This window comes from Corallococcus sp. M7, from assembly GCF_054512695.1.
In genome coordinates, this window is record NZ_CM137252.1 from 8,814,149 (window position 1) to 8,839,633 (window position 25,485).

At 70.5% G+C, this 25,485-nt stretch carries 22 protein-coding genes; 12 read left to right on the forward strand and 10 right to left on the reverse strand.

Translation table 11 applies throughout. From position 1 onward, the window contains the following. Positions 1 to 156 precede the first annotated feature (156 nt). The 4 genes from ACX114_RS35325 to ACX114_RS35340 all read left to right on the forward strand — a co-directional run bounded on the left by ACX114_RS35325 (position 157) and on the right by ACX114_RS35340 (position 3,318). A complete protein-coding gene (locus ACX114_RS35325; protein ID WP_459291740.1) occupies positions 157 to 1,152 on the forward strand; it encodes an aldo/keto reductase family protein in 996 nt (331 codons plus the stop codon). A 217-nt stretch (positions 1,153 to 1,369) separates the two neighbouring features. Then, entirely contained in the window at positions 1,370 to 2,062 is a 693-nt protein-coding gene (locus tag ACX114_RS35330) for a MotA/TolQ/ExbB proton channel family protein (RefSeq protein WP_206787717.1), read from the forward strand. Between the two features lie 3 nt (positions 2,063 to 2,065). Beyond that, a complete protein-coding gene (locus ACX114_RS35335) occupies positions 2,066 to 2,503 on the forward strand; it encodes an ExbD/TolR family protein (RefSeq protein WP_120589507.1) in 438 nt (145 codons plus the stop codon). Between the two features lie 17 nt (positions 2,504 to 2,520). Next, the gene (locus ACX114_RS35340) at positions 2,521 to 3,318 is read left to right on the forward strand and encodes an energy transducer TonB (protein WP_459291741.1); all 798 of its coding nucleotides are present in this window, start codon (positions 2,521 to 2,523) and stop codon (positions 3,316 to 3,318) included. A 13-nt stretch (positions 3,319 to 3,331) separates the two neighbouring features. Here ACX114_RS35340 and ACX114_RS35345 read toward each other — a convergent pair whose 3' ends face one another. Further along, positions 3,332 to 3,820 carry a MarR family winged helix-turn-helix transcriptional regulator gene (locus ACX114_RS35345; RefSeq protein WP_459291742.1) on the reverse strand — a complete coding sequence of 163 codons (489 nt, stop codon included), beginning with the start codon at positions 3,818 to 3,820 and terminating at the stop codon, positions 3,332 to 3,334. Between the two features lie 202 nt (positions 3,821 to 4,022). On the opposite strand from ACX114_RS35345, the gene ACX114_RS35350 reads away from it, so the two are divergent. Then, entirely contained in the window at positions 4,023 to 5,423 is a 1,401-nt protein-coding gene (locus ACX114_RS35350) for a TolC family protein (protein WP_459291743.1), read from the forward strand. A gap of 150 nt (positions 5,424 to 5,573) precedes the next feature. Then, positions 5,574 to 5,783, forward strand: coding sequence for a hypothetical protein (locus ACX114_RS35355; protein ID WP_459291744.1), 210 nt, complete (start codon positions 5,574 to 5,576; stop codon positions 5,781 to 5,783). 23 nt (positions 5,784 to 5,806) lie between these two features. Here ACX114_RS35355 and ACX114_RS35360 read toward each other — a convergent pair whose 3' ends face one another. After that, positions 5,807 to 6,817, reverse strand: a complete 1,011-nt coding sequence (locus ACX114_RS35360) for a Rieske 2Fe-2S domain-containing protein (protein ID WP_459291745.1) — start codon at positions 6,815 to 6,817, stop codon at positions 5,807 to 5,809. A gap of 155 nt (positions 6,818 to 6,972) precedes the next feature. Between ACX114_RS35360 and ACX114_RS35365 the strand changes: the two genes are divergently transcribed. Together ACX114_RS35365 and ACX114_RS35370 are read left to right on the forward strand one after the other, a co-directional pair. Then, positions 6,973 to 7,815, forward strand: coding sequence for a DUF547 domain-containing protein (locus ACX114_RS35365; protein WP_459291746.1), 843 nt, complete (start codon positions 6,973 to 6,975; stop codon positions 7,813 to 7,815). Positions 7,816 to 7,877: 62 nt separating this feature from the next. Next, entirely contained in the window at positions 7,878 to 8,915 is a 1,038-nt protein-coding gene (locus ACX114_RS35370) for a WD40/YVTN/BNR-like repeat-containing protein (protein ID WP_459291747.1), read from the forward strand. 45 nt (positions 8,916 to 8,960) lie between these two features. On the opposite strand, the gene ACX114_RS35375 is transcribed toward ACX114_RS35370, so the two are convergent. From ACX114_RS35375 to ACX114_RS35395, 5 genes are all read right to left on the reverse strand, one after another. Then, a complete protein-coding gene (locus ACX114_RS35375; RefSeq protein ID WP_459291748.1) occupies positions 8,961 to 9,893 on the reverse strand; it encodes an ROK family protein in 933 nt (310 codons plus the stop codon). A gap of 57 nt (positions 9,894 to 9,950) precedes the next feature. Further along, on the reverse strand, positions 9,951 to 11,321 hold the full coding sequence (locus ACX114_RS35380; protein ID WP_459291749.1) for a phosphomannomutase/phosphoglucomutase: 1,371 nt from the start codon (positions 11,319 to 11,321) through the stop codon (positions 9,951 to 9,953). Positions 11,322 to 11,491: 170 nt separating this feature from the next. Further along, on the reverse strand, positions 11,492 to 13,882 hold the full coding sequence (locus tag ACX114_RS35385) for a serine/threonine protein kinase (RefSeq protein ID WP_459291750.1): 2,391 nt from the start codon (positions 13,880 to 13,882) through the stop codon (positions 11,492 to 11,494). Positions 13,883 to 14,097: 215 nt separating this feature from the next. Continuing rightward, positions 14,098 to 15,159 (reverse strand): mannose-1-phosphate guanylyltransferase, encoded by a 1,062-nt coding sequence (locus ACX114_RS35390; RefSeq protein ID WP_459291751.1) that lies wholly within the window; start codon positions 15,157 to 15,159, stop codon positions 14,098 to 14,100. A 102-nt stretch (positions 15,160 to 15,261) separates the two neighbouring features. After that, the gene (locus ACX114_RS35395) at positions 15,262 to 15,696 is read right to left on the reverse strand and encodes a RidA family protein (RefSeq protein WP_459291752.1); all 435 of its coding nucleotides are present in this window, start codon (positions 15,694 to 15,696) and stop codon (positions 15,262 to 15,264) included. A gap of 128 nt (positions 15,697 to 15,824) precedes the next feature. Between ACX114_RS35395 and ACX114_RS35400 the strand changes: the two genes are divergently transcribed. Together ACX114_RS35400 and ACX114_RS35405 are read left to right on the forward strand one after the other, a co-directional pair. Continuing rightward, positions 15,825 to 18,560 carry a GDSL-type esterase/lipase family protein gene (locus ACX114_RS35400; protein ID WP_459291753.1) on the forward strand — a complete coding sequence of 912 codons (2,736 nt, stop codon included), beginning with the start codon at positions 15,825 to 15,827 and terminating at the stop codon, positions 18,558 to 18,560. A 3-nt stretch (positions 18,561 to 18,563) separates the two neighbouring features. Next, a complete protein-coding gene (locus ACX114_RS35405) occupies positions 18,564 to 20,036 on the forward strand; it encodes an MBOAT family O-acyltransferase (RefSeq protein WP_459291754.1) in 1,473 nt (490 codons plus the stop codon). A gap of 15 nt (positions 20,037 to 20,051) precedes the next feature. On the opposite strand, the gene ACX114_RS35410 is transcribed toward ACX114_RS35405, so the two are convergent. The 3 genes from ACX114_RS35410 to ACX114_RS35420 form a co-directional block, all read right to left on the reverse strand. Beyond that, complete coding sequence (locus ACX114_RS35410; protein ID WP_459291755.1) at positions 20,052 to 20,396, reverse strand: hypothetical protein; 345 nt, start codon at positions 20,394 to 20,396, stop codon at positions 20,052 to 20,054. 166 nt (positions 20,397 to 20,562) lie between these two features. Next, entirely contained in the window at positions 20,563 to 21,327 is a 765-nt protein-coding gene (locus tag ACX114_RS35415; protein WP_459300355.1) for a hypothetical protein, read from the reverse strand. 44 nt (positions 21,328 to 21,371) lie between these two features. After that, positions 21,372 to 22,796, reverse strand: a complete 1,425-nt coding sequence (locus ACX114_RS35420; RefSeq protein WP_459291756.1) for a serine hydrolase domain-containing protein — start codon at positions 22,794 to 22,796, stop codon at positions 21,372 to 21,374. Between the two features lie 102 nt (positions 22,797 to 22,898). Between ACX114_RS35420 and ACX114_RS35425 the strand changes: the two genes are divergently transcribed. Both ACX114_RS35425 and ACX114_RS35430 read left to right on the forward strand, forming a co-directional pair. Further along, complete coding sequence (locus ACX114_RS35425; RefSeq protein ID WP_459291757.1) at positions 22,899 to 24,119, forward strand: sensor histidine kinase; 1,221 nt, start codon at positions 22,899 to 22,901, stop codon at positions 24,117 to 24,119. Further along, positions 24,116 to 25,471, forward strand: a complete 1,356-nt coding sequence (locus ACX114_RS35430) for a sigma-54-dependent transcriptional regulator (RefSeq protein WP_459291758.1) — start codon at positions 24,116 to 24,118, stop codon at positions 25,469 to 25,471. Before ACX114_RS35425 ends, ACX114_RS35430 begins: the two co-directional genes overlap by 4 nt. Positions 25,472 to 25,485: the final 14 nt, after the last annotated feature.

The following is a 25,485-nucleotide window of genomic DNA, read 5'->3' on the forward strand; positions in this document are numbered from 1 at the left end:
GTGGAAGCCAGTGTCGGATACCCGGCCCACCGTTCACAAGCGACGCCCGGGAACGGTCGAATCCCGCCGTGGACGGTCGCCCTCCTGACTCCAGCTGTCGAGAAACCGCGAAACCCGAGCAGCCCCCCAAAGGCGGCGGTTAGTGTGCCGCCCCCCATGAACTTCCGATTCCTTGGTCGCAGCGGTCTGAAGGTCAGTGAAATCTCCTTTGGCAACTGGCTCACCCACGGCTCCCAGGTGGAGGAGGACGCCGCGGTCGCGTGCGTGAAGGCGGCGCTCGACACGGGCATCACCACCTTCGACACCGCCGACGTCTACGCCGGCACCAAGGCGGAGGCCGTGCTCGGCCGCGCCCTCAAGGGCCAGCGCCGCGAAGGCTATGAGCTGTTCACCAAGGTCTACTGGCCCACCGGCCCCGGCCAGAACGACCGCGGCCTGTCGCGCAAGCACATCATCGAGTCCATCCACGGCTCCCTGCGCCGCCTCCAGACGGACTACGTGGACCTCTACCAGGCCCACCGCTTCGACGCGGAGACGCCCCTGGAAGAGACCATGCTCGCGTTCGCGGACATCGTCCGCCAGGGCAAGGCGCTCTACATCGGCGTCTCCGAGTGGACCGCCGAGCAGATCTCCGCCGGTGCGAAGCTGGCCCGCGAGCTGCACGTGCCCTTCATCTCCAACCAGCCGCAGTACTCCATGCTCTGGCGGGTCATCGAGTCCAAGGTCATCCCCACCTCCGACGCCGAGGGCCTGGGCCAGATTGTCTGGTCCCCCATGGCCAAGGGCGTGCTCAGCGGCAAGTACCTCCCCGGCAAGCCCCCGCCCGCGGACACCCGCGCCGCCAACCAGCAGGGCGCGCAGTTCATGACCAGCTTCATGACCGACGACGTGCTCACCCGCGTCCAGCAGCTCAAGCCGCTGGCCCAGGAGGCAGGCCTGTCCATGGCGCAGCTATCCATCGCGTGGGTGCTCCAGAACAAGAGCGTCTCCTCCGCCATCATCGGCGCGACGAAGCCGGAGCAGGTGCTCGACAACGTGAAGGCCACCGGCGTGAAGCTGGACGCGGAGCTCCTGCGCCGCATCGACTCCATCCTCGGCCCCGTCGTGGAGCGCGACCCCGCGCAGACCACCAGCCCCCACCGCCGGCCCTGAAGAACGCGCTCACCCACCCTGCGGGGCAGGCGCTCCAACGCCCGTCCCGCCGGGTGCCCGCCATATGACATCCGCGCCCTGGTTTCGGCGCGCCCGTCCCATGGCACGCGACAGCCGGGTGAACTCCACCCCGTTCCATTTGACTTTTGAGTCGGGGGGAACAAGAGACTGCGCCGCGCGTTAGAGCGGTCCCACTCTTGAACCGGGCATTTTCCACATGACGTCCTTCTTCCTCCTGGCCCAGGCGGCCCACCCCGAACTCGGATGGTTGAGCAGCAAGCTGCTCGGGGTGACGTTGGGCAGCGCCGAGTGGGTGCTCTGGCTGCTCGTGTCGCTGTCCATCCTCTCCATCGCGGTGATGCTGGAGCGCGCCGTCTACTTCTCGCGCCACCGGCTGGCCAACTCGGAGGCCCTGGCGGTGCGCCTGGCGCGCGGCGAGTTCGACGCCGTCGCCGGCGAGGTGAAGAACCAGAAGGGCATGGAGGCCGCCGTCATCCGCGAGGCCCTGGCCTCCGCGTCCCAGGGCCCCGACACCGTGGAGCAGGTCATCGCGTCCACCGTCGCCCGCGAGCGTCCCCAGTACGAGCGCGGCCTGTCCATCCTGGGCACGCTGGGCAACAACGCCCCGTTCATCGGCCTGTTCGGCACGGTGCTCGGCATCATCAAGGCCTTCAACGACCTGGGCGCCATGAACGCCAAGGGCGGCGCCATGCAGCAGACGGTGATGGCCGGCATCTCGGAGGCGCTCGTCGCCACCGCCGTGGGCCTCGCCGTCGCCATCCCCGCCGTGGTCGCCTTCAACATCTTCAACCGTCAGTTGAAGACGCTCACCAGCCGCACCACCGCCCTGGGCCACGCGCTCGTGGGCGCCATGAAGGCGCGCAAGCCGGGCGCCGCGGGAGGCAACTAGCCCATGGCCGGCGGCGCGAACGACAGCGACGAGGAAATCAGCGGCATCAACGTCACCCCGCTGGTGGACGTGGTGCTGGTGCTGCTCATCATCTTCATGGTGACGGCCAACTTCATCGTCCGCGAGACGGTGGAGGTGGACCTGCCCCGCGCCGCCAACGGCGGTGAGACGGTGCAGGGCCTGGTGAACGTGGTCCTCGACAAGGAGGGCAAGCTCTACTTCGACGGCGCGGAGGTGACGGAAGCAGACCTGTCCCGCCGCGTGACGGAGGCCGTGGCCAAGGACAAGGACACGCGCGCCATCATCAGCGCGGACCAGACGCTCGCCTACGGCCGCGTGATGCGCCTCATCGACGTGGTGAAGGGCCAGGGCATCGCGAAGTTCGCCCTCAACATCGAGAAGGACGCCGCCCCCGCACGGGCCGCGCCCGCCACGCCCTGACACGAGGCTGAGCGACGATGAGCCAGGCGGTCCTCGACCCTTCTCCCCTGCCCCAGCGCGACCGCTCCACGCGGTTCCTGCTCGTGTTCGTGCTCGTGTCGCTCGCGCTGCACGGGGTGGGCTTCGGGCTTCTGTCCACCCTGGAGGGCCGCAAGCTCGCGCCCATCCAGAAGCCGGTGGAGCTGGTCATGGTGGAGGTGCAGAAGCCGCCGCCCCCGCCGCCTCCGGAAGAGAAGCCGGAGGAGCCCAAGCCGCCGCCTCCGCCGCCCCCGAAGGTGAAGGTGAAGCCGCCGCCCATCAAGGTCGCGGAGGCGCCCAAGCCCCCGCCGCCCACGGAGGCCCCGCCGCCGCCCAACGACACGCCGCCGCCGCCGTCCGCGAAGCCGCCACCGTTGGTGGTGGGCATGACCATGTCGTCCACCACCAGCGCGGGCTCCTTCGCCGCGCCCGTGGGCAACACCGCCTACGGCAAGGCCAACGGCCCCGCGAAGGCGCCCCAGGACGTGAAGGGCTACTCCGCGCCGAAGTACGTGCCCGTGTACCAGGTGGACTCGGAACCCTCCGTCGCGTCCGAGGTGAAGATTCCCTACCCGGACGAAGCGCGCCGCGCGGGCATCGAGGGCACCGTCACGCTGTCCATCGCCATCGACGCGGAGGGCAAGGTGAGCAACGTGAAGGTCATCTCCGGGCCCGGCTACGGCCTCAACGAGGCCGCGCGTGACGCCATCCGCCGCTTCCGCTTCAAGCCCGCCATCAAGGGCGGCGAAGCGGTGGCCACGGAGATGAAGTACTCGTACACGTTCCTGCTGGACTGAAAGGCGCCGCGCCCTACTGCGTCTTGAGCGCGCGGCGCATGATGTCGCGCAGCGCCGCCAGGTCCTCGTCCGGCATCGCGGCGATGAGGGGCGGCGGCGCGCTCAGCCGCGCCATCAGCCGGCCGCGCAGCTCCGCGCCGGCCTCCGTCAGCACCAGCATCTTCACGCGGCGGTCCTGCTCGCTGCTCTTGCGCTCCACCAGCCCGCGCGCCTCCAGCCGGTCCACCAGCCCCGTCACATTGGACGCGTCACACGACAGGTAGTGGGCGAGCGTGCTCATCGCGAGCGCTCCCTCGCCCAGCTGCCTCAGCACGTGCGCCTGCACGGGGGACAGGTCGAACTCCGCCGCCAGCGCGGGGAAGTTGCGCATGTGCGTGTGCAAGAGCTCGAAGAGGAGCGTCCACGCCTGCTCCGGCAACCCACTTCCACCCTCCGACAGGTCGGGAGTGGCCGCCGGGCGGCGCGTCACCTGCTCGCTGGGACCGTCGCTGAAGCCATTCATAGTGAATTTACGTTAATTCATCGGACACACATAAACAATTGACATCATCAACCATTGACCGCTACTACATTCCGCATATTCCAACATCCGACAGTGCGGATTACTTCAACGCCGCCCTCAGGTCGGGTAGAGGACGCAACGCAGTCGTCCATAGGACGGATCCGCCTCGCGCTTCCGCGGGTCGGTGAGGAGGTCGAGCGGTATGAGTACCTTTCTGGCGCTGTCCCTGTCGGCCACCCTGGCCGCGGCGCCCGTACTGACGCTGGATGAGGCCCTGGAGTCCGCCCGCCAGCAGAACCTCGATTTGAAGGTCGCCCAGGAGCGCTTCGAGCAGGCATCGCTCGCGACGCGCAAGGCCTGGTCGGGCTACCTGCCCACCATCACCGCCGGGGCTTCCATCACGCGCAACAACGTGGCGGCCGTCATCCCCGCGGGCCCCATCGCCCCGGTGGACATCACCATCCAGCCGCTCATCCAGAAGGGCGCGCAGGTGGAGGCGCGGCAGGCCATCATCGCGCCGCAGCTGTGGGCGGGCATCGCGGCCTCCTACAAGTCCGTGCAGCTGGCGGAGCTGAACACGCAGACGGCGCGCCGGCAGGTGCTCTTCGGCGTGGCGCAGGCGTACTACGGCGCCGCGGCGCAGCAGGAAGCCCTGCGCGCGCAGGAGCGGCTGCTGGAGCTGAACCAGGCGCGTGAGAAGGACACCCAGGCCCGGTTCGACGCGGGCACGGTGACGCGCGTGGCGCTGCTTCGCGCCCAGCTGGACCGCTCGCGCGCGGAGCAGGACCTGGTGCGCGCGAAGAACGCGCTCGCGGGCCTGAAGCTGGCGCTGGGCACGCTCATCCAGCGCGAGCCGGACTTCGACCTGGCCCCGCCGCCGGAGCCGACCGTGCCCGCGCAGGCGTCGCCGGATGACCTGGTCAACCAGGCCATCCAGGAGCGCTCGGACGTGCAGGCCGCGGAAGTGGGCCTGAAGCTCAGCCGCATCAACAAGACCGGCGTCATCCTGAGCTACCTGCCCACGCTGGGCGTGACGGGCGCGTACCGCATCGCGAACGCGGCGGGCTTCACCGGCCAGAACGAGACCTGGGCCATCACCTTCGGCGCCAGCTGGACGCTGTTCGACGGCGGCCTGCGTGAGGCGAACCTCTCCGAGGCGTCGTCGCGCGTGCGCGAGGCCACCGTCACCCAGGCGCTGGCGCAGGCCCGGGTGAAGGAAGAGGTGCGGCGCTCCAAGCTGGACCTGGAGAACGCGCTGGCCAACCGCTCCAAGGCCGAGGAGGCGCTGGAGCTGGCGCGCGAGTCCAACCGCCTGACGGACGTGAGCTTCAAGGCGGGCGTCGCCACCTACCTGGAGGTCGCGGACGCCAACACCGCGCTCACCAACGCGGAAGTGGGCTTCGTGTCCGAGCGCCTCCAGGCGTCGCTCGCCGCGCTGCGCCTGCTCAACTCGCTGGGCTCCTTCGAGTCCGGTTCGGTGAAGAAGGACGCGGCCGCCCTGGGCGCGGAGCCCGGCGCCGGCGCGCCGAAGTCCGAGCAGCCTGCCCAGCCGCAGCCCGCGCAGGAGCAGCCGGCCCCGCAGCAGCCCGCGCCCCAGCAGTAGGCGCGGTGTGACGTGACGTGGAATTCCCGGCGCCCCGCATCAGGGCGCCGGGTCCCCTGCCCTCCCGGGCGGGAAGCAGGTGCTTCGTTGTGGGGGTCCATCACCGGCCCCACCCTCCTCTGTAGGACCCGTTTCCACGAGGAGGGAACCATGGCGGATGCATCCTGGGGCAACTGCAAGAACTGCCGTTTCTTCGCGGGCAACAGCGACGAGCCGAGCGACGACGCGACGCAGAGCTGCAACCAGCCGGAGCTCAAGCAGTTCGCCCTCATCGTCTCCGGCAACAGCGGCTGCAATGCCTACGAGGCCCGCACCGGCGAGATGATGCCGAGCTACGAAGAGCCCGCGCCCATGCACTGAGGACCCGCGAGCCCCACCGGCCCTCAGGTGCCGGTGGCGTCGCGGACCTGGGGCAGCGCCGGCTCGTGCTCGTGCGCCGCGTGCGCGTAGTAGATGCGCTCCATGAGCTTGCGCTGGTGCACGAGCGGCTTGTCGTACTTGTCCAGCCGCATGCCCTTGTGGCTGTAGGGCGTGTCCGCCACGGTGGGGATGAAGCGCGCGTCGTCGCGCACCTCCCACCAGGTGAGGCCCAGCGCGGCCTTCGCCGCCACCGGGAGCAGGGGCCGCAGCGCGGGCACCGTCGTGCGCAGGAAGGAGAAGACGTGCAGGCGCGTGGTGCGCGTGGTCTCCGGCACGAAGAAGATGTGCGCCTGCGTGATGAAGGGGCGCGGCGCTCCCGAAGGCTGGACCCAGCTGACGGTGTAGACGCTGCGCACCGGGTCGAAGCGTGTCACCCAGTCATTGCGGAAGAGGTCGCCCTTGCCCACCGCGAGCAGGCGCATGATGGGCGCGGGCCGCTGCGGGGCGCGGTAGTGCACCTCCGTGTGGTCCTCGTGGTTGTGCGCCTCGAACTCCACCTGGCCCGCCTGCGCGCCGCTCCACCCCAGCCGGGTGTGGACGAAGGGCGTGTGCTCGTCCTCGCTGAAGTTGTCGAGCGCCACGTGCAGCGGCGCCTCGAACAGCGTGGAGAACGTCCCACCGAAGACGTAATCCCCGCCCGCGAGCTCCGGCATCGCGGACTCGGGCGTGTCCGCGCGCGCGAGCCAGAGGTAGCCGTGGCGCTCCACCACCTGGAAGCTCTTCGCCTCGCAGTGGCGCAGCTCCGGCTGGCTGGGGTTGGTGCCGTGGCCTCGCGCGTCGAAGCGCCAGCCATGGTACGGGCACTGGAGCTGGCCCTCCTTCGTCACGATGCCCTTCGACAGCGGCGCGAAGCGGTGCGGACACGCGTCCGACAGCGCGGCGGCCTTTCCAGAGGCGTCCCGGAAGAGCGCGTAGGCGTGGCCCGCCAGCTCCACGCGGACGGGCTGGCGGCGGAGCTGACGGGAGGGGAGCACCGGATGGAAATGCCTGACGACGTCGGGGGTAGGCTCCATGGCGCGCGCAGTATAGCGGTCTGTCGCTGCGGACCCAGGTGGGTGGCATAGACTGCCCGGCCGTGAATGCTCCCGCCCCTCCCCGCCGCCGCATGCATTGGTTCGCTGTGGGAACCATGGCCGTGCTGCTGGCGCTCGCCACGGGAGCGGGGCTGTACGTGCGCGGCGCACTGCCGGCGCCGGTGCCCCCGGCGGCCGGGCCCTTCGGCTACACGGACTACGCGCAGGCGCTGAACCATGTGCGCCCCAGCGGGGACCTGGACTTCGAGGGCCTGAAGCGCGACCGCGCGGCGCTGGAGCGCTTCGTCGCGTCGCTCGCGGCGGTGTCGCCGCACCGGCAGCCGGAGCTCTTCCCTTCGCCCGAGGACGGGCTGGCGTACTGGATCAACGCGTACAACGCGCTGGTGCTCATGCAGTTGGTGGAGCGCTACCCGAGCGGCGTGGAGGCGTCCTGGTTCGGCCGCTTCTACTGGGGCCGCGCGTGGCCGGTGGGCGGCGAGCGGCTGACGCTGTACGCCCTGGAGCATCACATCCTCCTGGGCGAGTACGCCGACCCGCGCGTGAACTTCGCCCTCTTCCGGGGAACGCGCGGGGGGCCCCGGCTGGACGGCGCGCCCTATCAGCCGGAGTTCCTGGACGCCCAGCTCAACGACGCCAGCCGCCGGTACGTGGGGGACGCGCGGAACGTGAAGCTGGAGGACAAGACCGTGCGCCTGGCGCACCTGTTCGAGGAGCGGAAGCAGGAGCTCCTCGCCGCGCTGCCGGAGGGCCGTGGCGGCAACGTGCTCCAGTTCGTCTGGGCCTTCCTGCCGGACACCTGCGAGGAGCGCCCGGGCTGCGACACGCGCGGCGACCTGGACCGGACCTGCGGCCCCGACCTGGACCGGTGCCGCATCGAGTTCGTCCCCGAGGACACCTCGCTGCCCGACGCCGCCAGCACCGCCGAGCAGCGGCGCTGACACAGCCCCTTCTCGGCTAGCGTCCCTCCATCGCGGAAGGAACACGCGGGAGGCGCCGGGACATGACGATGGGAGCGGTGTGGCTGGCGACGTGGCTGGCCCTGGGGAGCGCGGACATGAAGTGGGAGCCGCAGGCGAGCGGGACGACGGTGCGGCTGCGCGGCGTGAGCGCGGTGGACGGCCGCGTGGCGTGGGCCAGCGGCGACAAGGGCACCGTCGTGCGCACCACGGACGGAGGCAAGACGTGGACGCGGGCCCTCGTGCCGGATGCGGAGGCGTTGGACTTCCGCGACGTGGATGCCTTCAGCGACCGCACCGCCTACGTGCTGTCCATTGGCGCGGGCGACAAGTCGCGCATCTACAAGACGACGGACGGGGGCGCGCACTGGACGCTCCAGTTCACCAACACCGTGCCCGGGGCCTTCTTCAACGGCATGGCCTTCTGGGATGAGCAGCACGGCATCGCTTTCAGCGACCCGGTGGACAGGCACTTCGTCGTCATCACCACGGAGGACGGCGGCGCGACGTGGAAGCCCGTGCCTCAAGGGGCACTGCCGGCCGCGCTCGAGGGTGAAGCGGGCTTCGCCGCCAGCGGCACGAGCATCGCGGTGTACGGCAAGTCCCATGTCTGGTTCGGACTGGGTGGCTCCATCGCGCGCGTGTTGCACTCGGCGGACCGGGGCAAGAGCTGGGGCATCGCCCCCACGCCGCTGGCCACGGGGGAAGGCGCGGGCGTGTTCTCGCTCTACTTCTGGAGCCCCCAGGCGGGCATCGCCGTGGGCGGCAACTACAAGCAGCCGGAGGTGGCCACCGGCAACGCGGCGCTCACGCTGGACGCGGGCAAGCGCAAGTGGACCGTGCCGGAGAAGGCGCCCGGGGGCTACCGCTCCTGCGTGGCGCCGCTCACGCGCGAGCGGAAGATGTGGCTCGTCGCCGTGGGCCCCACGGGTTCGGACGTGTCGAAGGACGCGGGCAGAACGTGGGAGCCGCTGGACACCACCGGCTTCCACGCCGTGTCCACACCGCCGCGCACGAAGGACACGGCCTGGGCGGTGGGGGAAGAGGGGCGCATCGCGAGGCTGACTCCCGGCAAGCCTTGACCGGAGGCCATGGGCGCGGGGAGCTGCATCCCCGCGCCAGGTGCTTCACTTCACCAGCAGCGCCGCGCCGATGATGCCGCTGTCATCGCCCAGCTCCGCGTCGGCGATGAGCAGGCCCTCGCGCGACACGCGGGACGACCACTGCTGCACGCCGTCCAGCACCAGCCGCTTGATGCCCGGGCAGTGCGTCAGCACGCCGCCGCCCAGCACCAGCCGCGAAGGGTTGAGCACCGTGACGTAGTTGGCCACCGCGACCGCCAGGAAGTGCGCCGCGCGGGCGTGGACCTCCTTGGCCTTCGCGTCACCCGCCTCCGCCGCCGTCTCCAGCGTCACCGGGGTGATGATGTCCGGGTCAGCGTTGGTCAGCCGCTCCAGCACGGGCGAGCCGCCGGACGACAGGAGCTCCTTCGTCTGCGCGATGAGGTTGTGTCCGCCCGCGTACGCCTCCAGGCAGCCGTGCTCACCGCAGCCGCACAGCCGGCCGCCGGGCACCACCTTGATGTGGCCCAGCTCGCCCGCCACGCCGCCGCCGCCCTGCACCAGCCGCCCGTCCGCGATGATGGCGCTGCCCACGCCGGAGCCCACGAACACCACCAGGATGTCATGGGCGCCGCGACCCGCGCCCGCGTGCAGCTCGCCCCACGCCGCCGCGGACAGGTCGTTCACCACCTTCACGTCGAAGCCCAGCCGCTTCGTCAACATCGCGGCCAGCGGCACGTCGCGCCAGCCCAGGTTGGGCGCCACGGAGATGACGCCCGTGTCCTTGTGGATCTGCCCCGCCGCGCCCACGCCGCAGCCGTCCACCTTCACGCCGGACTTCTTCACCGCCTCTTCCGCCGCCTGGGCGATGGTCTCCACCACGCCCTGCGGCTTGCGGTCCTGCACCGCGACCTTGGCGCTCGCGAGGATTTCACCCTTCCCGTCCACCACCGCGGCCCGGGCGAACGTCCCGCCCAGGTCGATTCCCAGCGTCGGCATGTCCAGCTCCTCCGTTACGTGCGTGCGTGCGTGTGCTTCGCGTGGAGCGTCAGCGGCTCAGGCTCCGACGTCCTTCTGCGCCTGGGCGACCGTCCTGTCGATGAGCGCCTGGATCTCCTTCACGCGAGCCTCCGTGCTGGCCTCGTAGCGCAGCACCAGGATGGGCTGCGTGTTCGACGCGCGGATGAGGCCCCAGCCGTCCTCGAACGTCACGCGCACGCCGTCCACGTCCACCACCTTGTGGCCCGCGTCACGCAGGATCTCCGTGGCGCGCTTCACCATGGCGAACTTCTTCTCCTCCGTCGTGTCGAAGCGCAGCTCGGGGCTGGCGAAGGTCTTCGGCACGTCGGAGAGCAGCTGCGACATGGACTGCTTCTCCTGCGTCAGAATCTCCAGCAGGCGCGCGGACGCGTACACCGCGTCGTCGAAGCCGAAGTAGCGGTGCTTGAAGAAGATGTGGCCGCTCATCTCGCCGGCCAGCTCCGCGTGCTCTTCCTTCATCTTCGACTTGATGAGCGAGTGGCCCGCCTTCCACATGATGGGCTTGCCGCCATGCTTCGCGATGTCGTCGTACATCGTGTAGCTGCACTTCACCTCGCCGATGATGGCCGCGCCCGGGGACTCCTTCAGCACGTAGCGGCTGAAGAGCACCATCAGCTGATCCCCCCAGAGCACGTTGCCCTGGTCGTCGATGACGCCGATGCGGTCGCTGTCGCCGTCGTAGGCGATGCCCACCTCCGCCTTGACCTCCTTCACCTTCTTGATGAGGTCCTGGAGGTTCTCCACCACCGTGGGGTCCGGGTGGTGGTTGGGGAAGTCCGCGTCCATCTCGCAGAACAGGGGCACCACGTCGAAGCCCATGCTCTCAAAGAGGGGCACCGCGATGGCGCCGCCCGTGCCGTTGCCCGCGTCGATGACGATCTTCATCCCCTTGCGGCCCACCTTCACCGTCTGGCGGATGAAGTGGTTGTAGGGCGTGATGATGTCGTAGGGCGTGACCTTGCCGGGCTTGCTGGAGGTCGCGAAGTCCTTCGCCTCGATGAGGCGGCGCAGCTCCTTGATTTCGGGGCCGTGGAAGGTCGTCTTGCCGGCGCCAATCTTGAAGCCGTTGAACTCCTTCGGGTTGTGGCTGCCGGTGATCATCGCCAGGCCGTCCACGGGCAGCGTGTTCGCCGCGAAGTAGGTCAGCGGCGTCGGCACCACGCCCACGTCGTAGACGTCCAGGCCGGTGGCGGTGAGGCCCTTCGCGAGCGCGTCGCGGAAGCGCGTGGAGGACTCGCGGCAGTCGCGGCCCACCACGATGGAGGTACCGCCCTTGCGGCGGATCATGGTGCCCAGGCCCAGGCCCAGGAGCTCCACCACCTCGATGGTGAGGTCCTTGTCCACCAGACCTCGGATGTCGTACTCGCGGAAGATGTGCGCGTTCATGGCAGTGTCCCCACCCTCGACAGGAACCGGGAGGGCGTAACGGAAGGCGTCGGACACTACACGAGCGGGCCCGGGGGCTGCACACACCCGAACGAGCCCGGCTGACTGTTGAACGCCCGGCCCTTCCAGGCAGGGCGAAACCTACCCCCGGCGGGGGCTGATGGCCCCCATCAGGCCATGGCCCCGGGGGACGGGGCCCCGGCTCCGGCTCCGGCGCCTGCTGGCACCCGCCGCAGCAGCGACTGGTAGTGCTTCAGCCAGGACGTGTTCAGCGGGTCCAGCTTGAGGGCCTCCGCGTAGCGCTCCAGCGCGGCCGGGACGGCCCGTTGGACCTCCAACGCGTGACCCTGGGTGAAGAGCGCGCGGGCCTTCCGCTCCACCTCCGGCCGGGCGGCGAGGAAGGCGCTGCGCAGGGCCTCCATGGTGGGCTCCGGGACGCCCGCGGCCACGCAGCGGGCCAGGCCCCCCAGGTTGCCCCGGGTGGCGTCGTAGCCCACGCGGGAGAGCGGATCGCCGAGCATCCGCTGCGCGGCCAGCACGCGCACGCGCAGGGCGTCCAGGGACTGGCGCTGACCGGTGGGCAGCGGGCGGTTCTGGAACGCGACCAGGCGGCGCAGGGCGGCCTGGGCGCGGCGGTGGATGTCGCCGAAGTCCGCGTCGTGCTTCGCGCCCAGCAGCGTGTAGGGGTCCCGGGCGACGGCCTCCGCGCGGGACAGCATGCGGGCAAGCTCCGCGTCGGGCGCGGGCTCCGCGTCCTCCATGAGCGCGCGGGAAAGCAGCCGGCCCAGCGCGGGGAACTCGTCGGAGAAGTGGACGAAGACGCCCGCGGGCACGTTCCAGGTGCGCGCCTCGTCGAAGGTGACGTGGCGGACGACGTCGCAGGCGCCCAGGGCCGTCTCGCCCCGGAAGGACACCTCCACCGCCAGCCGCGCGGCGAGCGGGGGCAGTGAGCCCTGGCACTCGGCGAAGAGGCCTTCGGGGGCGACGTCGCTCACGGAGACGGACTGGAGGACCTCGCCCGGCGTGAGGCCCAGGCGCACGCGCAGGTCCGAGGGAGCGTCCGTGCGGGGCGCGGAGGCCTCCAGCGGCGGCACGGCGGGGTTCACCAGCGGAATGGGCGCGGCGTCATGAACGACGTCCACCAGCGGAATGGGCGGAGGCGACGGAATGGACGCGGGCACCACCGAGGGCGCCAGCGTCATGAACGGGATGGCCGCGGCGCCCAGCGTGGACGTGGGGTTCACCGCCGCCTGCGCCGTGACGTCCAGGGGCGAGGCCGGATCCACCAGCAGGATGGGCGCGCCAGCCTGGAGGGCGTTCGGCTCGACGATGCCGAGCTTCATCGTCTTGGCCGGCGCGTGGGACGCGGGGCCTTCCGCCGGCAGCTCCGGTTCGGCGGACTCCAGCAGCGCCACGGCGGAAGCCCAGAACGCGGCCACCTCCGCGCGCATGGTCCCCTCACCGGAACGGGCGTTGGACGGCGCGCCATCCGCCGCGCGCAACGCCGCATCCTCCACGGACGTGGCGGCCATGCCCCACTCGGGCACGTCCTCCACGATGTCGAAGTCGTCCGCCGCGTCATGCGTCTCGGCAGCCGTGGCGACCACCTCCGTGTCGGACACAGCTTCCGGAGCATCCGCGGCCGCGTTGCGCACCGGCGCCTTCATGCCCAGCGCCTCCGCGAGCGCGACGCGGAAGGCCCACGCGCTGTCGAAGCGCTCCTCCGGCTTCGCGGCCAGCGCGCGCAACAGCACGGTGGACAGCGCGGGCGGCACGCTCGCGTTGATGGCGTGCGGCGGGAACAGCGTCACGTCCGCGGAGCGCCCCAGCCCGAACGGCAGCCTTCCTGTCACCAGCAGGTAGCCCGCCACGCCCATCGCATGCAGGTCCCCGCGCGGACTTCCACGCATCCCCGCGCACTGCTCGGGCGCCATGAAGGTGGGCGAGCCTACCGTCACGCCCTGCGCGCGCTCCTCCTGCGACAGGGCCGCCTCCCGCACCGCGCCCGCTCCGAAGTCGCGCACCCGCACGCGCCGCTCGCCCTTCGCGTCGCGCGTGACGAACATCGAATCCAGCGTGAGGTCCCCGTGCACCAGCCCGCGCGCGTGCGCCGCCTCCAGCCCCGCGAGCGCCTGATCCAACACCTCGCCCACCTCGGCCGGCGACAGCGGCAGGGGCATCGCGCTCAGCGACTCACCCTCCGGCGCCTCCTGCAGCACGCAGGGCAGGCCTTGCGGACCGGGGCGCACGTCCAGCACGCGCGCCACATGGCGGTGCACGACGTTGCGCTGCGCCAGCGCCTCCGCGATGAAGCGAGCGCGCACGGCGGGACGGGCCGCCAGGTGCGCGTGCAGCACCTTCACGGAGAAGCGGTGCCCGGTGGGCACGTACTCCGCCAGGTACACCGACGCCACCGCCCCGACCTCCAGCCGGCGCTTCAAGAGCAGCGGCCCGTGCCGCTGGCCCTCCAGCGAATCCCCCGGCACCGGAGGCCGGCCAGCAACGGAGCACGCCTCCCCATCCCGGTGTTCGCCCACGCAGCGCTTGCAGCCCATCGCCATCCCCGCCTGTCGCCCCGGAAATGGGGCGGACCCGGGGTGGGCTTGCAACCCGCGCGCCTCATGCCCGGGGACCCGCCTTCGTCCAGGCCACGACACTCCAACACCCGCGAGTGCCAGCAAACCCCGCAAAACGAACCGGGGCGCCCTGTAGAAACGACAGGGAGCCCCGGGAAGAAATGTGTGGGGTGAAACAGGAGGCGAAGTCGCCTCAAGGCCTACAGCAGCTTCTTGCGCTTCTGGGCCTTGAGGACCTCGACGACCTTCCGGACGTCCTGGCTCTTGTCCTTGGGGACCACGAGCACGGCGTCACCGGAGTCCACCACCACCACGTCGTGCATGCCCACGACGGACAGCGTGCGCTTGTCGGACAGCACCACGCAGTTGGTGCAGTCCACCAGCACCGCGTCGCCGGAGACGACGTTGCCCTGCGCGTCCGCGGGGCGCACTTCGGGGATGGCGGCGAAGGAGCCCACGTCGGACCAGCCGAAGTCGCCGTCCAGCACCGCGATGTTCTCCGCCTTCTCCATCACGCCGTAGTCGATGGAGATGGAGGGCAGCTTGGGGAACACGCGCTTGAGCACGGCCGGGAAGGTGCGCTTGCCCGCGGCCTTCTGGAGCGCGTCCAGGCCCTTCTGCATCTCCGGCATGTGCTTCTGGAAGGCCTCCAGCATCACGTCCGCGCGGAAGACGAAGATGCCGCCGTTCCACAGGTAGTCGCCGCCGGCCACGTACGCCTGCGCCGTCTTGAGGTCGGGCTTCTCCTTGAACGCCTTCACGCGGCGGCCGCCGCCGTCCAGCGCGTCACCGACCTGGATGTAGCCGTAGCCCGTCTCCGGGCGCGCGGGCTTGATGCCCAGCGTGACGATGTGGCCGCCCTCCGCGATGCGCGCGGCTTCCGCGAGCGTGCGCTGGAAGCCCTTCACGTCCCCGACGTGGTGATCCGACGGCAGCACCGCGAGCACGCCCTTGGGGTCGCGCGCGGCGACCTGGAGCGCGGCGAGCGCGATGGCGGGCGCGGTGTTGCGCGCCACGGGCTCCACCAGGAGGTTGCCCTTGGGCAGCCCCTTCACCAGCTTCGCGGCCGTCTTCGCGTGCACGGGGCCGCACACGATGAAGGTGTTCTTCACCGGCGCCAGTCCCTTGAGGCGCTGGGCGGTGTCGGTGAGCAGCGGCTGCTTGGAGGCCAGCGGGAGGAACTGCTTCGGACGCGCCTGACGGGACAGCGGCCAGAAGCGGGTGCCGGAGCCTCCGGCCATGATGACGGGGTAGAGGGCCATATACGGGTGCGAGCTCCTAGGGGCACGCCGGCCCATGGCCTGGCGCGCACGGCGGCGCACCATAGCGCGTCGCGCCAGCGGAGGAAGGGGGCTGCTCGCCGCTCAGGCGGGCAGGACCGCGATGGCCTCCACCTCGAAGAGCATCCCGTCCAGTGCCAGCCGGGGGACGGGAATCAGCGTGCAGGTCGGCTTCATGCCGCCGTTCCAGGCCGCGTCCAGCTCGGGGCCGATGATGCGCAGCTTCTCCTCCGTGTGGTCCACCACGAGCATCGTGAGCTTCGCGACATTGCCGACGCCCGCTCCCACGGACTCGAGCGCCGTCCGGACGTTCCTGAACGCCTGCCTCACCTGGAGGCGGAAGTCGGGATCGAGCGCGCCCGTCTCATGCTCTCCCCCCTGCCCCGCCAGGAAGACCAGCCGGGTGCCAGGCGAGGCCTGCGCCACGTGTGAGAAGCCATAGGGCGCCGGGTCGAACAACCCCTTCGGATTCGTCAGCACCACGGTCGGCGTCTTCGAGGAGTCTGAGCTCTGTCCCATGATTCAGCGTCTCCCATCCGGCCCGACGAAGTGAAGGGGGCCCGGCCGCCTGCCCCCCGAGGGATGGGGCGCGACAATGTGGGCAGAGTTTTGACCCGCCCCCGAAAAGCCAGTCTCATGCCCCGGCGTTGAGCCTCAAACCCACATCCACCGGATGGACGCTGGCCTTCACCGTGCTGCTGGCGGTGGGGTTGTCCCTGGCGCCATTGCCGGAGAAGTACCGCCCCCTCCCCAGCCTCCGTCAGGAAGGTTCGCTCGGGCCCAAGCTGGCGGCGATCGCGCTGCCCGCGTCCCTGCGCGGCGTGAAGGCCCCGCGCCCGCCCGCGGATGGACTGGCCCCGGACGCCCCGCCCGCCGCGGTCGCGGAAGCGGACACCGCCGCCAACGACACGGATCCGCAAGCGGGTCCGCAGGTGGGGGAAGCCCCGGCCGTGCCCGGCATCGGCCTGGAGGAGCTGAGCGCTCCCACGCTGGCGGCCGCGCGGGAGCTGGAAGCGCTGCGCGAGCGCATGGGCGCGAAGCATGTGGACATCGAGCTCAACTGCAGGAAGACGCGCGCGGACGGGACCTGTGAAGAGGACGGCCTGGCGCCGTTCATGAAGGCGCTGGGCGACCTGCGCGCGGATGCGCGGCGCACGCCGGTGCGGGTGGTGCACCTGGGCGATTCGCTGATCGCCTCCGACTACGTCACGGACGTGGTGCGCGACCGGCTCCAGGAGCGCTTCGGTTCGGGCGGTCCGGGCTTCCTCTACATCCACCGGCTGGCGAGTGCCGGCCGCGCCACGCGCGCGGGCACCGCGAACACGGACGGCTGGAAGATGGAGCGGCTGGTGGACACGCACTGGCCCAAGGACCGCGTGGGCTGGACGGGCGTGGCCTTCTCCACGAGCGGCCCGGCGCAGTCCACGCGCTACTCCGTGGAGGGCGCGCGCGAGGCGGAGCTGTTCTTCCTGGCCCAGCCCGCCAACGGCTCCGTGCAGGTGGCGGTGGACGGGAAGAACACGCAGCGCATCCAGACGCGCGCGTTCGGCCCCAAGGCGGAAGCCGCCTTCGCGCGGCTGAAGATTCCAGAAGGCGCCAAGACGCTGACGCTCACCGCGAGCGGCAAGACGGAGCTGCACGGCGTCTCCGTGGAGTCGGGCACGCCGGGCGTCGTCTACGACACGGTGGGCCTGCTGGGCGGCATGGCGGAGGTGTACCTGCGCGCGCAGCCCCAGGCGTTCCGCGCGCAGCTCAAGCACCGTAAGCCGTCGCTGGTGGTGTTGATGGTGGGCGGCAACGAGGCGTTCTTCCTCTCGCGCGAGCGCACCACGCTGGAGGAGGTCCGCTCGCAGATGAAGCAACTGGTGTCGCGCGTGCGCACGGCGGTGCCGGAGTCCGCGTGCCTCGTCATGTCGCCCATCGACGCGGGCGTGCGCACGCTGAGCGGCGAGGTGATTACCCGCCGGCACTCGGCGGAGGTGGCGGAGGTGTTCCGCGAGGAGGCGCGCGCGGGAGGCTGCGCCTTCTACGACACGCTGGCGGCGATGGGCGGCGAGGGCTCCGCGCTCAAGTGGCTGGAGTCCGGCCTGATGCTGGAGGACCTGGTGCACCCGCGCGTGCGCGGCTCCAACCTCCTGGGCCACCTGTTCGACCTGGCGTTGCAGCGGGCCTTCGCGCGCACGCATCCGCCGCGCGTGCCGGGCACGGACATGACCGGCCTGCGGGACGCGACCCCGGCGCTGCGCCGCACGTTCGAGTCCCTGGCCCGCCGGGAGTCCGGCGCGAAGCTGCGCGTGGGCATCACGCAGCTGGGCGCTTCGCACACGGCGGCGCACTCCTTCTCCGACAAGGTCCGCGACGCGCTGACGAAGCGCTTCGGTGACGCGGGCCGGGGCTTCATCGCGGCGGGCAAGCCGTCGTCACGCCTGGAGGCGGCGCACGTGACGCGCACGCTGGACGGCGCGTGGACGGTGGAGGACGCGAAGAGCACGCCTGGGGGCCTGTGGGGGCTCACTGGCATCCGCGCGGTGGGCGCGCCCGGCGCGAGCCTGGGCATCTCCTTCTGCGAAGGCTGCGCGGAGGACAAGAACCGCCAGGGCCGCCTGGACCTGTACGCGCTGGACGCGCCGGGGGCGGCGGCGCCTGAAATCACGGTGGACGGCGAGGAGATTCCGCCGGAAGCCCCGCCGCCGGAACCGCTGACGCAGCCCACGGTGCGCATCCGTTCATTCCCGGTGACGGGCGTGGCGCACTCGGTCCAGGTGAAGGTGCCGGAGGGCGACGGGAGCGCGACGGTGCTGGGCGCGTCGCTGGAGTACGACGTGCCGGGGCTGGTGTACGACGCGCTGGGGTTGCCCGGCGCCACGGCCTTCACGGCGCGGGACATGGATGCGCCCGCGATGGACGCGCAGCTGACCGCGCGCCGGCCGGACCTGCTGGTGTTCTGGTACGGCACCAACGAGGCGGAGCTGCCGGGGCTGGACGCGGCCGGGCTGCGCCAGGACTACGCGGCGTTGATTGCGCGCATGCGCAAGGCGACGAACGCGGAGTGTCTGATCATCGGCCCCACGGACCGGCTCCAGCAGGACGCGAATGGCCGGTGGGACGAGGCGCCGTCGCTCGCGAAGGTGCTGAACACGCTGCCGCAGGTGGCGAAGGATGCCGGCTGCGCGTACTGGTCCGCGCGCGCGGCGATGGGCGGTGAGCGTTCCATGCAGCGCTGGCAGCGTCAGCCGGAGCCGCTGGGCCACGCGGACGGGGTGCACCTGACGCCGCAGGGTTACGCGGTGCTGGCGAACGCGTTCGTGAAGGACCTGATGGCGGCGTACGAGTCCACGAAGAAGGGCGGCGAGCCGACGGCCTCCGCCGCGGGAGCGCCCTGAGCCGTGCTGTCCCACAGCCTCCAGTACGTCGTCTTCGTCATCACGGTGTTCGCGCTCTACTGGGCGGTGCACCGGTACTACTGGCCGCGGATGCTGTTGCTGCTGGCGGCCAGCCTGCTGGTCTACCTGTCGTTCCTCGGGGTGCCCCTGAGCGCGTTCAGGGGCAGCATGCCGCCCGGCGAGCTGGTGGTGAAGCTGGTGCCGCTGTTCATCTTCCTGGCCGGGGTGACGGTGGATCACCTGCTGGTGAAGGGGATGGGGGCCACGGAGCGGCCGGGGCTGCGCAAGACGCTGGTGGTGCTGTCCATCGTCTCCAACCTGGGGCTGCTGGCGGGCTTCAAGTACCTGGAGCTGCTGCGCAGGACGGTGGCGTCGCTCCTGGGGCCGTGGGGCGTGGAGGTGCGGCCGGAGCCGTTCCATCTGCTGTTGCCGGTGGGCCTGTCGTTCTTCGTGTTCCAGTCCATCAGCTACACGGTGGACGTGTACCGGGGGAAGGCGAGCTCCGAGCACTCGTTCGTGGAGCACCTGCTCTACATGCTGTTCTTCCCGCGCGTGTTGAGCGGTCCGATTGTCCGCGCGTCGGAGCTGATGGCGCACTTCCGGGAGGTGCCCACGCTGTCATCGGATGACGGGAACAAGGCGTTGTTCCGCATCGCGGTGGGCTTGGTGAAGAAGCTGGTCATCGCGGACGTGCTGGGCAGCGGCATCGTGGATCCGGTGTTCGGCAGTCCGCACGCGTACTCGTCGGCGGAGTGCGCGGTGGCGGCGGTCGCGTACACGTTGGAGCTGTACTACGACTTCTCGGGGTACTCGGACATCGCGATCGGGGTGGCGTCGCTGTTCGGCTTCAAGTTCCCGGAGAACTTCGCGCGGCCGTACCTGGCGAAGAACCTGTTCGAGTTCTGGAACCGCTGGCACATGAGCCTGTCGTCGTGGCTGCGGGACTACCTGTACATCCCGCTGGGCGGCAACCGGCGGTCGAAGCCGCGCGTGTGCTTCAACCTGATGATGGTGATGGTGCTGGGAGGCCTGTGGCACGGGGCGGACTGGCGCTTCGCGGTCTGGGGCGCGGTGCACGGCGTGGCGTTGTGCGGGGTGCGGTGCTGGTGGTGGTTCAAGGGCAAGGAGCAGGAGCCCGGCCCGGTGCGAGTGGCCATCGGGATGTTGGCCACGTTCACGCTGGTGGTGTTGACGCGAGTGGTGTTCCGGGCGCCGGACATGGCGCACGCGGGTGAGTTCTACGCGCGGATGCTGGCGGGAATCCCAGGCCTGGCGAACGTGGGCCCGCTGGTGTGGAGCATGCTGGCCATCGCCATCCTGGCGCACACGCTGCCCATGAAGCTCTACGACACCGCGGCGCTCGTCTTCCTCAAGCTGCCCGCCCCCGCGAGAGCCGTGGTCCTGGTGCTCCTGGGCCTGGGCATCCGCCAGCTCTCCACGCTGGAGACCCGTCCGTACGTGTACCTGCAGTTCTGAGTGCGCGCGCTTCGCTCAGGGCATGTACGGATACCGAGCCAGCACCTTGCCCTCGGGTGAGACGGCATACAGCTCGAATTCGTCGAACGCGAGCATCGTGCCCGGCGCCCAACCGCACTTGTCGGGCCGTGGGTTGATGCGGACGAAGTAAATCCCCCGCTCCTCGCCCACGATGACCTCCATCCCCTTCGCGGAGAATGCACAGCTCTTGGCGTACTCCTTGGGATAACGGGAGAGCCTCCGCTGCAACGCGGCGTGCGCGGCAAGGACCGCGGGCCCGTCCAGGGTCGCCAGGGGTTGAAGGTCGTCGGGCCACTGGATGCCTTCCGCGACAATGGGCTTGCGCGCGGTGTCAGGCACTCCCGCATCCGTGCCCGTGGTGCCAGCGGGAAACGCAGGATTCCTCACGACGGAATGCGCTGGCCGGGGCGTCGACTCCGTTCCTCCGTCCTGGAGAAGCGACACGAGGAGAAGCAGGGCGTGGGGTCTCAGCATGGGCGTCTCCTCGAGTGGAGCCGTGAACCTTCTACCACTCCAACACGGGGATGCATTCCGGAGGGCCTCCTCGGGGGCTGAGAGGTCCGGGAGGCGTTCCCGGCTGGCAGGTCGATACCAGCTCCCAGTCCCTGCGTTGCTCATGCCACCGGTACATCCGGCCAGCCTGATTCCACTTGTAGAAGCGGGGCGAGTCCCGATGGCCTGTCGCGAGCCATCCCCAGGCCGGAACCAGCTCACCACGAGAGTCCCTGATCAGCTTCCCGCTGGGTGTCGCGCCGTAGGTCACGACCACCCATCCGCCCTGCTCCAGCCGCATCGCGGGAAAGACCTTCAGGTCGCGGCTGCTGACAGGAGTTCCGCAGGGATGGTTGTGAGCGAACCCGAAGATGGGCACATCGGCTCCGAACTCCTCGTCATCCACGCCGCCATAGGCAGGCCGACAACCGGCTTCCTCTCCCACGAAGCTCCGAATGGGCCAGGAGACACGCCAGTCTTGCGGCGTCTTGTAGATGGAGACGCAGTATTCGACGGCATCCCGGCGCTGGCGCCTCGTGTTCGGATCACAGGCATCCACCGCCCCTGGCAATGCCATCAGCGCCTTCAGGGCCGGAAGCACCAGGTCATCGGGAATGGTCGCCGCATTCGAGAGGACAACCGGAACGTCCGGGTGCTTCCAGGGCCCCGGCACGACCGCCAGGTTGGGGTCGTCATCCAGGTAGGGCAGCTCCGTTCGCAGGTAGTACAGCCTGGAGCTCGCACAGGCCAGCAACGCGCCAAGAGTCAAAAGAGGCATGCGCCGCACGGGAACCCCCACGGCGCCGATGCTACCGCAGTGCTTCAGTTCACCTGGAAGGTGAACAGGGTCACCCGGTTGTCCGTGGTCAGGCCCACGCGGTACCGCCAGGTCGCGGTGCCGAACTGCACCAGGTACGTGTAGATGCGGTCGTCGCCCTTCGTCTCACGCTTCGCCAGCACCAGCGGACCCGCCGGTCCCAGCTGCTGCAGGATGGACTGGAAGAGCGGACCAGCCTCCGCCACGTACCAGTCCGGAACGTAGGCGAACATCGACGGCTCCCAGGCGCCCTGCCGCGTCTTCTCCAGCAACTCCGTGAGGAATGCCGTGACCTGCGGCTCCGTGTCCGGAATGGGCGCCAGGGGCGGCACCGCGAGCGCCGGATTCACGATGGCCGCGATGCCCTCCACGAACAGCATCGGGTTCGACTTGTCCAGATTCGCCAGCACCACGATGGACAGCTCGTCCCCCAGGAAGCGGGCGTAGGCCGTCCGGAAGCCCTGCCACGCCCCCGTGTGCTGGTGCAGCGGCTGACCGTTGCGGTCCAGCACCTCCCACCCGAAGCCGTACGGCCAGGGCGCGCCACTGTTCAGCTTCGCTGGCGACAACATCTCCTTCCAGCTGCTCCGCGACAGGACGTCCCGCTTCTCCACCGCCTCCTCCCAGGCCAGCATGTCCTTCAGTGAGAAGTAGAGCGAACCGTCTCCCGTCGTGTTCAACGACGGCGACACCCAGCTCTGGTTCTTCACCACGCCCCCCACCACCTGGTAGCCCGCCGCGCGGTTCGGGATGACGTCCGACTCGCTGATGCCTCGCGCCGTCTTCATGCCCGCGGGCTTGAAGACCTGGCGCGCCAGGACCTCCTGATACGTCATGCCCGCGACGCGGTTCACCAGGATGCCCAGCAGCACGTAGCCGGAGTTGCTGTAGCTCCACCGCAGCCCCGCCGGAAACTGTAGCGGCAGCTGGTAGATGAACTCCGCGAACTCCTGCTCCGAGTAGTCCTTGCGCTCGTCGAGCAGCCCCTCCAGGTCCGCGATGCCAGACGTGTGCGTCAGCAGGTGGCGCACCGTGATGGGCCTCCACGTCGTGGGCGCATCCGGGAAGTACTTCGTCACGCTGTCGGACAACGCCACGCGCCCCGCCTCCACCTGGAGCATCACCGCCGTCGCCGTGAACATCTTCCCCAACGAACCCGACTGGAAGAGCGTGTCCGTCCCCACCGGGACCTGGTGCTCCAGGTTCGCGAATCCATATCCCTTCGCCAGCACCACCCGGCCGTGGCTCACCACCCCCACGGCGAGCCCCGGCACGCCCAGCCGCTTCTGCTCCGCGCGCACGAACGTGTCGATGCGTTCGCGCAGCGACTCACGCCCACGGAGCGCGTCCTGGGCCTGGACGGGATGGGCCACCAGCAGCCCCATCAGGAAGACGACGGACCACACGAGCGACATCAGGGATGGGCGCATGGAGATTTCCGACCTCCGGCCCTGCATGAGCCGGTCGTGGCATCTCTTCAGGAGTCCCCGGCCGCGCGAACGATGCATCCCCCGCGATATGAACGGCTCGCCATGAGCCGCGCGCCATCCATGGGCCCTCCCCCGCCTCCGTTCCGCTTCCGCCGGCGACTGCTGGCCGTGATGCTGCTCGCGGGCCTCATTCCACTGGCGCTGCTGGGCGTCCTCGCACAGGGCGTGCTGGAGCGCGTGCTCTCCATCTCCATCGCGCCCGTGGAGGCCGTGCTCGACGACGTCTCCGGTGAGCTGACCCGTCGCGGGCTGCCGCCGGATGCGCTCGACGAGGCCCGCTTGAACCTGGCGCAAGCGGAGCTGGCGCGGCGGGCCCTGGTGCGCCGCGTGCCCGTGTTCATCGCCGGAGTGGGCGCGGTCGCCGCCGTCGTGCTGGCCGTGTCCGCCGTGCTCCTGGGCCGCGTCCTCACGCGCCCCATGGCCACGCTGTTGGAAGGCATGCGGGCCTATTCGCGCGGAGACCTGTCCGTCCGTCTCCCCGTCCCCGAGCCCGCTCGCGACGAGCTCCAGTTCCTCCTGGGCCAGTTCAACCGCATGGGCCAGGAGCTGCTGGACCAACGCGAACACCTCAAGGCCGCTCAGCAGATCGCCGCGTGGCAGGACGTGGCGCGGGCGCTCGCCCACGAGCTGAAGAACCCCCTGACCGCAATGAGGTTGTCGCTCGCGCGTCTGTCCCCTCGAGATGCCGACACCCCGCCAGACCCGACGCGCCTCGCCGAGGCGGTGGCGCTCCTCCAGGAGGAGGTGGAGCTGCTCATGCGCATGACCCAGAGCTTCTCCACCTTCGCGCGCCTGCCGGCCCCCCGCTTCCAGGACGTCGCGCTGCGCCCACTGCTCGCGGAGGTGTGCGCGCTGTACGCGGGCACGTCGCCGGTGCCCGTGGTGCTCGACCCCGGCGAGGAGGTGTCGCTGCGCGCGGATCCGGATGGACTGCGCCGCCTCTTCGGCAACCTGGTGAAGAACGCCACCGAGGCCTCTCCACCGGACGCCCCACCCGTCCACGTCGCGCTGCACGAAGCGGCGGACGGCCGCGTGCACGTCACCGTGAGCGACGGAGGCAGCGGCGTCACGGGCGTGCTGGAGGGCCCTGCCCTCACCCGAGGCCTGTTCAGCACCAAGCCCGGCGGCAGCGGGCTGGGCCTGCCCATCGCGCAGAAGATTGCCCACGAGCACGGCGGCACTTTGAGGTTGGAACCTGGCATCCAGGGTGGCACCCGGGCCCAGGTGGTGCTGCCTCCCGACGCTTCCCAGGTGGCCGCATGAAGACCGGAACCCGAATCCTCATCGTCGACGACGACCCCGGCGTCCTGCGGGCCGTGCGTGGATTGCTCCAAGACGGCGGCTTCACGCCCGTGGAAGCCCGCTCCACGGCGGAGGCCTCGCGTCTGCTCGAAGCCCCGGACGCGCCGCCCGCGCTGATGCTGCTGGACCTGCGCATGCCGGGCGAGACCGGGCTGGAGCTGCTGGCGCGCCTGCCCAAGCCGCTGCCCGTCCCCGTGGTGGTCCTGTCCGGCGAAGCCTCCCCTACCGAAGCCGTGCAGGCCCTGAAGCTGGGGGCCACGGACTTCGTGGAGAAGCCCCCGTCCCCCGAGCGGCTCCTCACGGCGCTGCACAACGCGCTGGCCCTCGGAGCCCTGCGCGAGGAGCGCGAACGCTTGCTGGACGCGCTGGCCCAGCCGGGGAACCTGGTGGGCGAGAGCCCGGCCATGGAGTCCCTGCGCCAGCTCATCGCGCGCGTGGGCCCGAGCGACACGGCGGTGCTGATCACCGGCGAAACGGGCACCGGCAAGGAACGCGTGGCGCAGGCGCTGCACAAGGCCTCCGGACGCAAGGGCCGGCTGGTGGCGGTCAACTGCGCGGCCATTCCCTCCACGCTGCTGGAGAGCGAGCTGTTCGGCCACGAGCGAGGCGCCTTCTCCGGCGCGGTGGCACGGCGCGCGGGCCGCTTCGAACAGGCGCAGGGCGGCACGCTGTTCCTCGACGAACTGGGGGACATGCCGCTGGAACTCCAGGCCAAGCTGCTGCGCGTCCTGGAGACGCGGCAGGTGGAGCGGCTGGGAGGAACGCTGCCGGTGCCGGTGGACGTGCGCATCCTCGCGGCCACGCATCAGGACCTGGGCCGCGCGGTGAAGGAAGGCCGCTTCCGGCAGGACCTCTTCTTCCGGCTCAACGTGTTGCCACTGCACCTGCCGCCACTGCGCGAACGTCCCGAGGACCTGCTGCCCCTCGCGCGCGTCTTCGCGGCGGAGCTCGCGGGGCCCAAGACGCCGCTCGTGCTCGCGCCAGGAGCGGAGGCCGCGCTGCGCGCCTACCCGTGGCCCGGCAACGTGCGTGAGTTGCGCAACGTCATCGAACGGCTGAACCTGCTTCGCGGCGAGGGTCCGCTGGAGCTGGGACCGGACACGGTGGCGGCTCCCACAGGCGCGGCACCCGCGCCGCGCAAGACACTGGGAGACAAGAGCTACCGCGAGCACGTGGAGGACTTCGAGCGGGACCTCATCCGCGCCGCGCTCCGCGAGGGCGAAAGCATCGCCGGGGCCGCGCGCATCCTCCAGGTGGACCGGGGCAACCTCTACCGGCGCATCAAGGCCCTGGGTCTGCCCGTGTCCTCGTGAGCCGCGCGATGTCA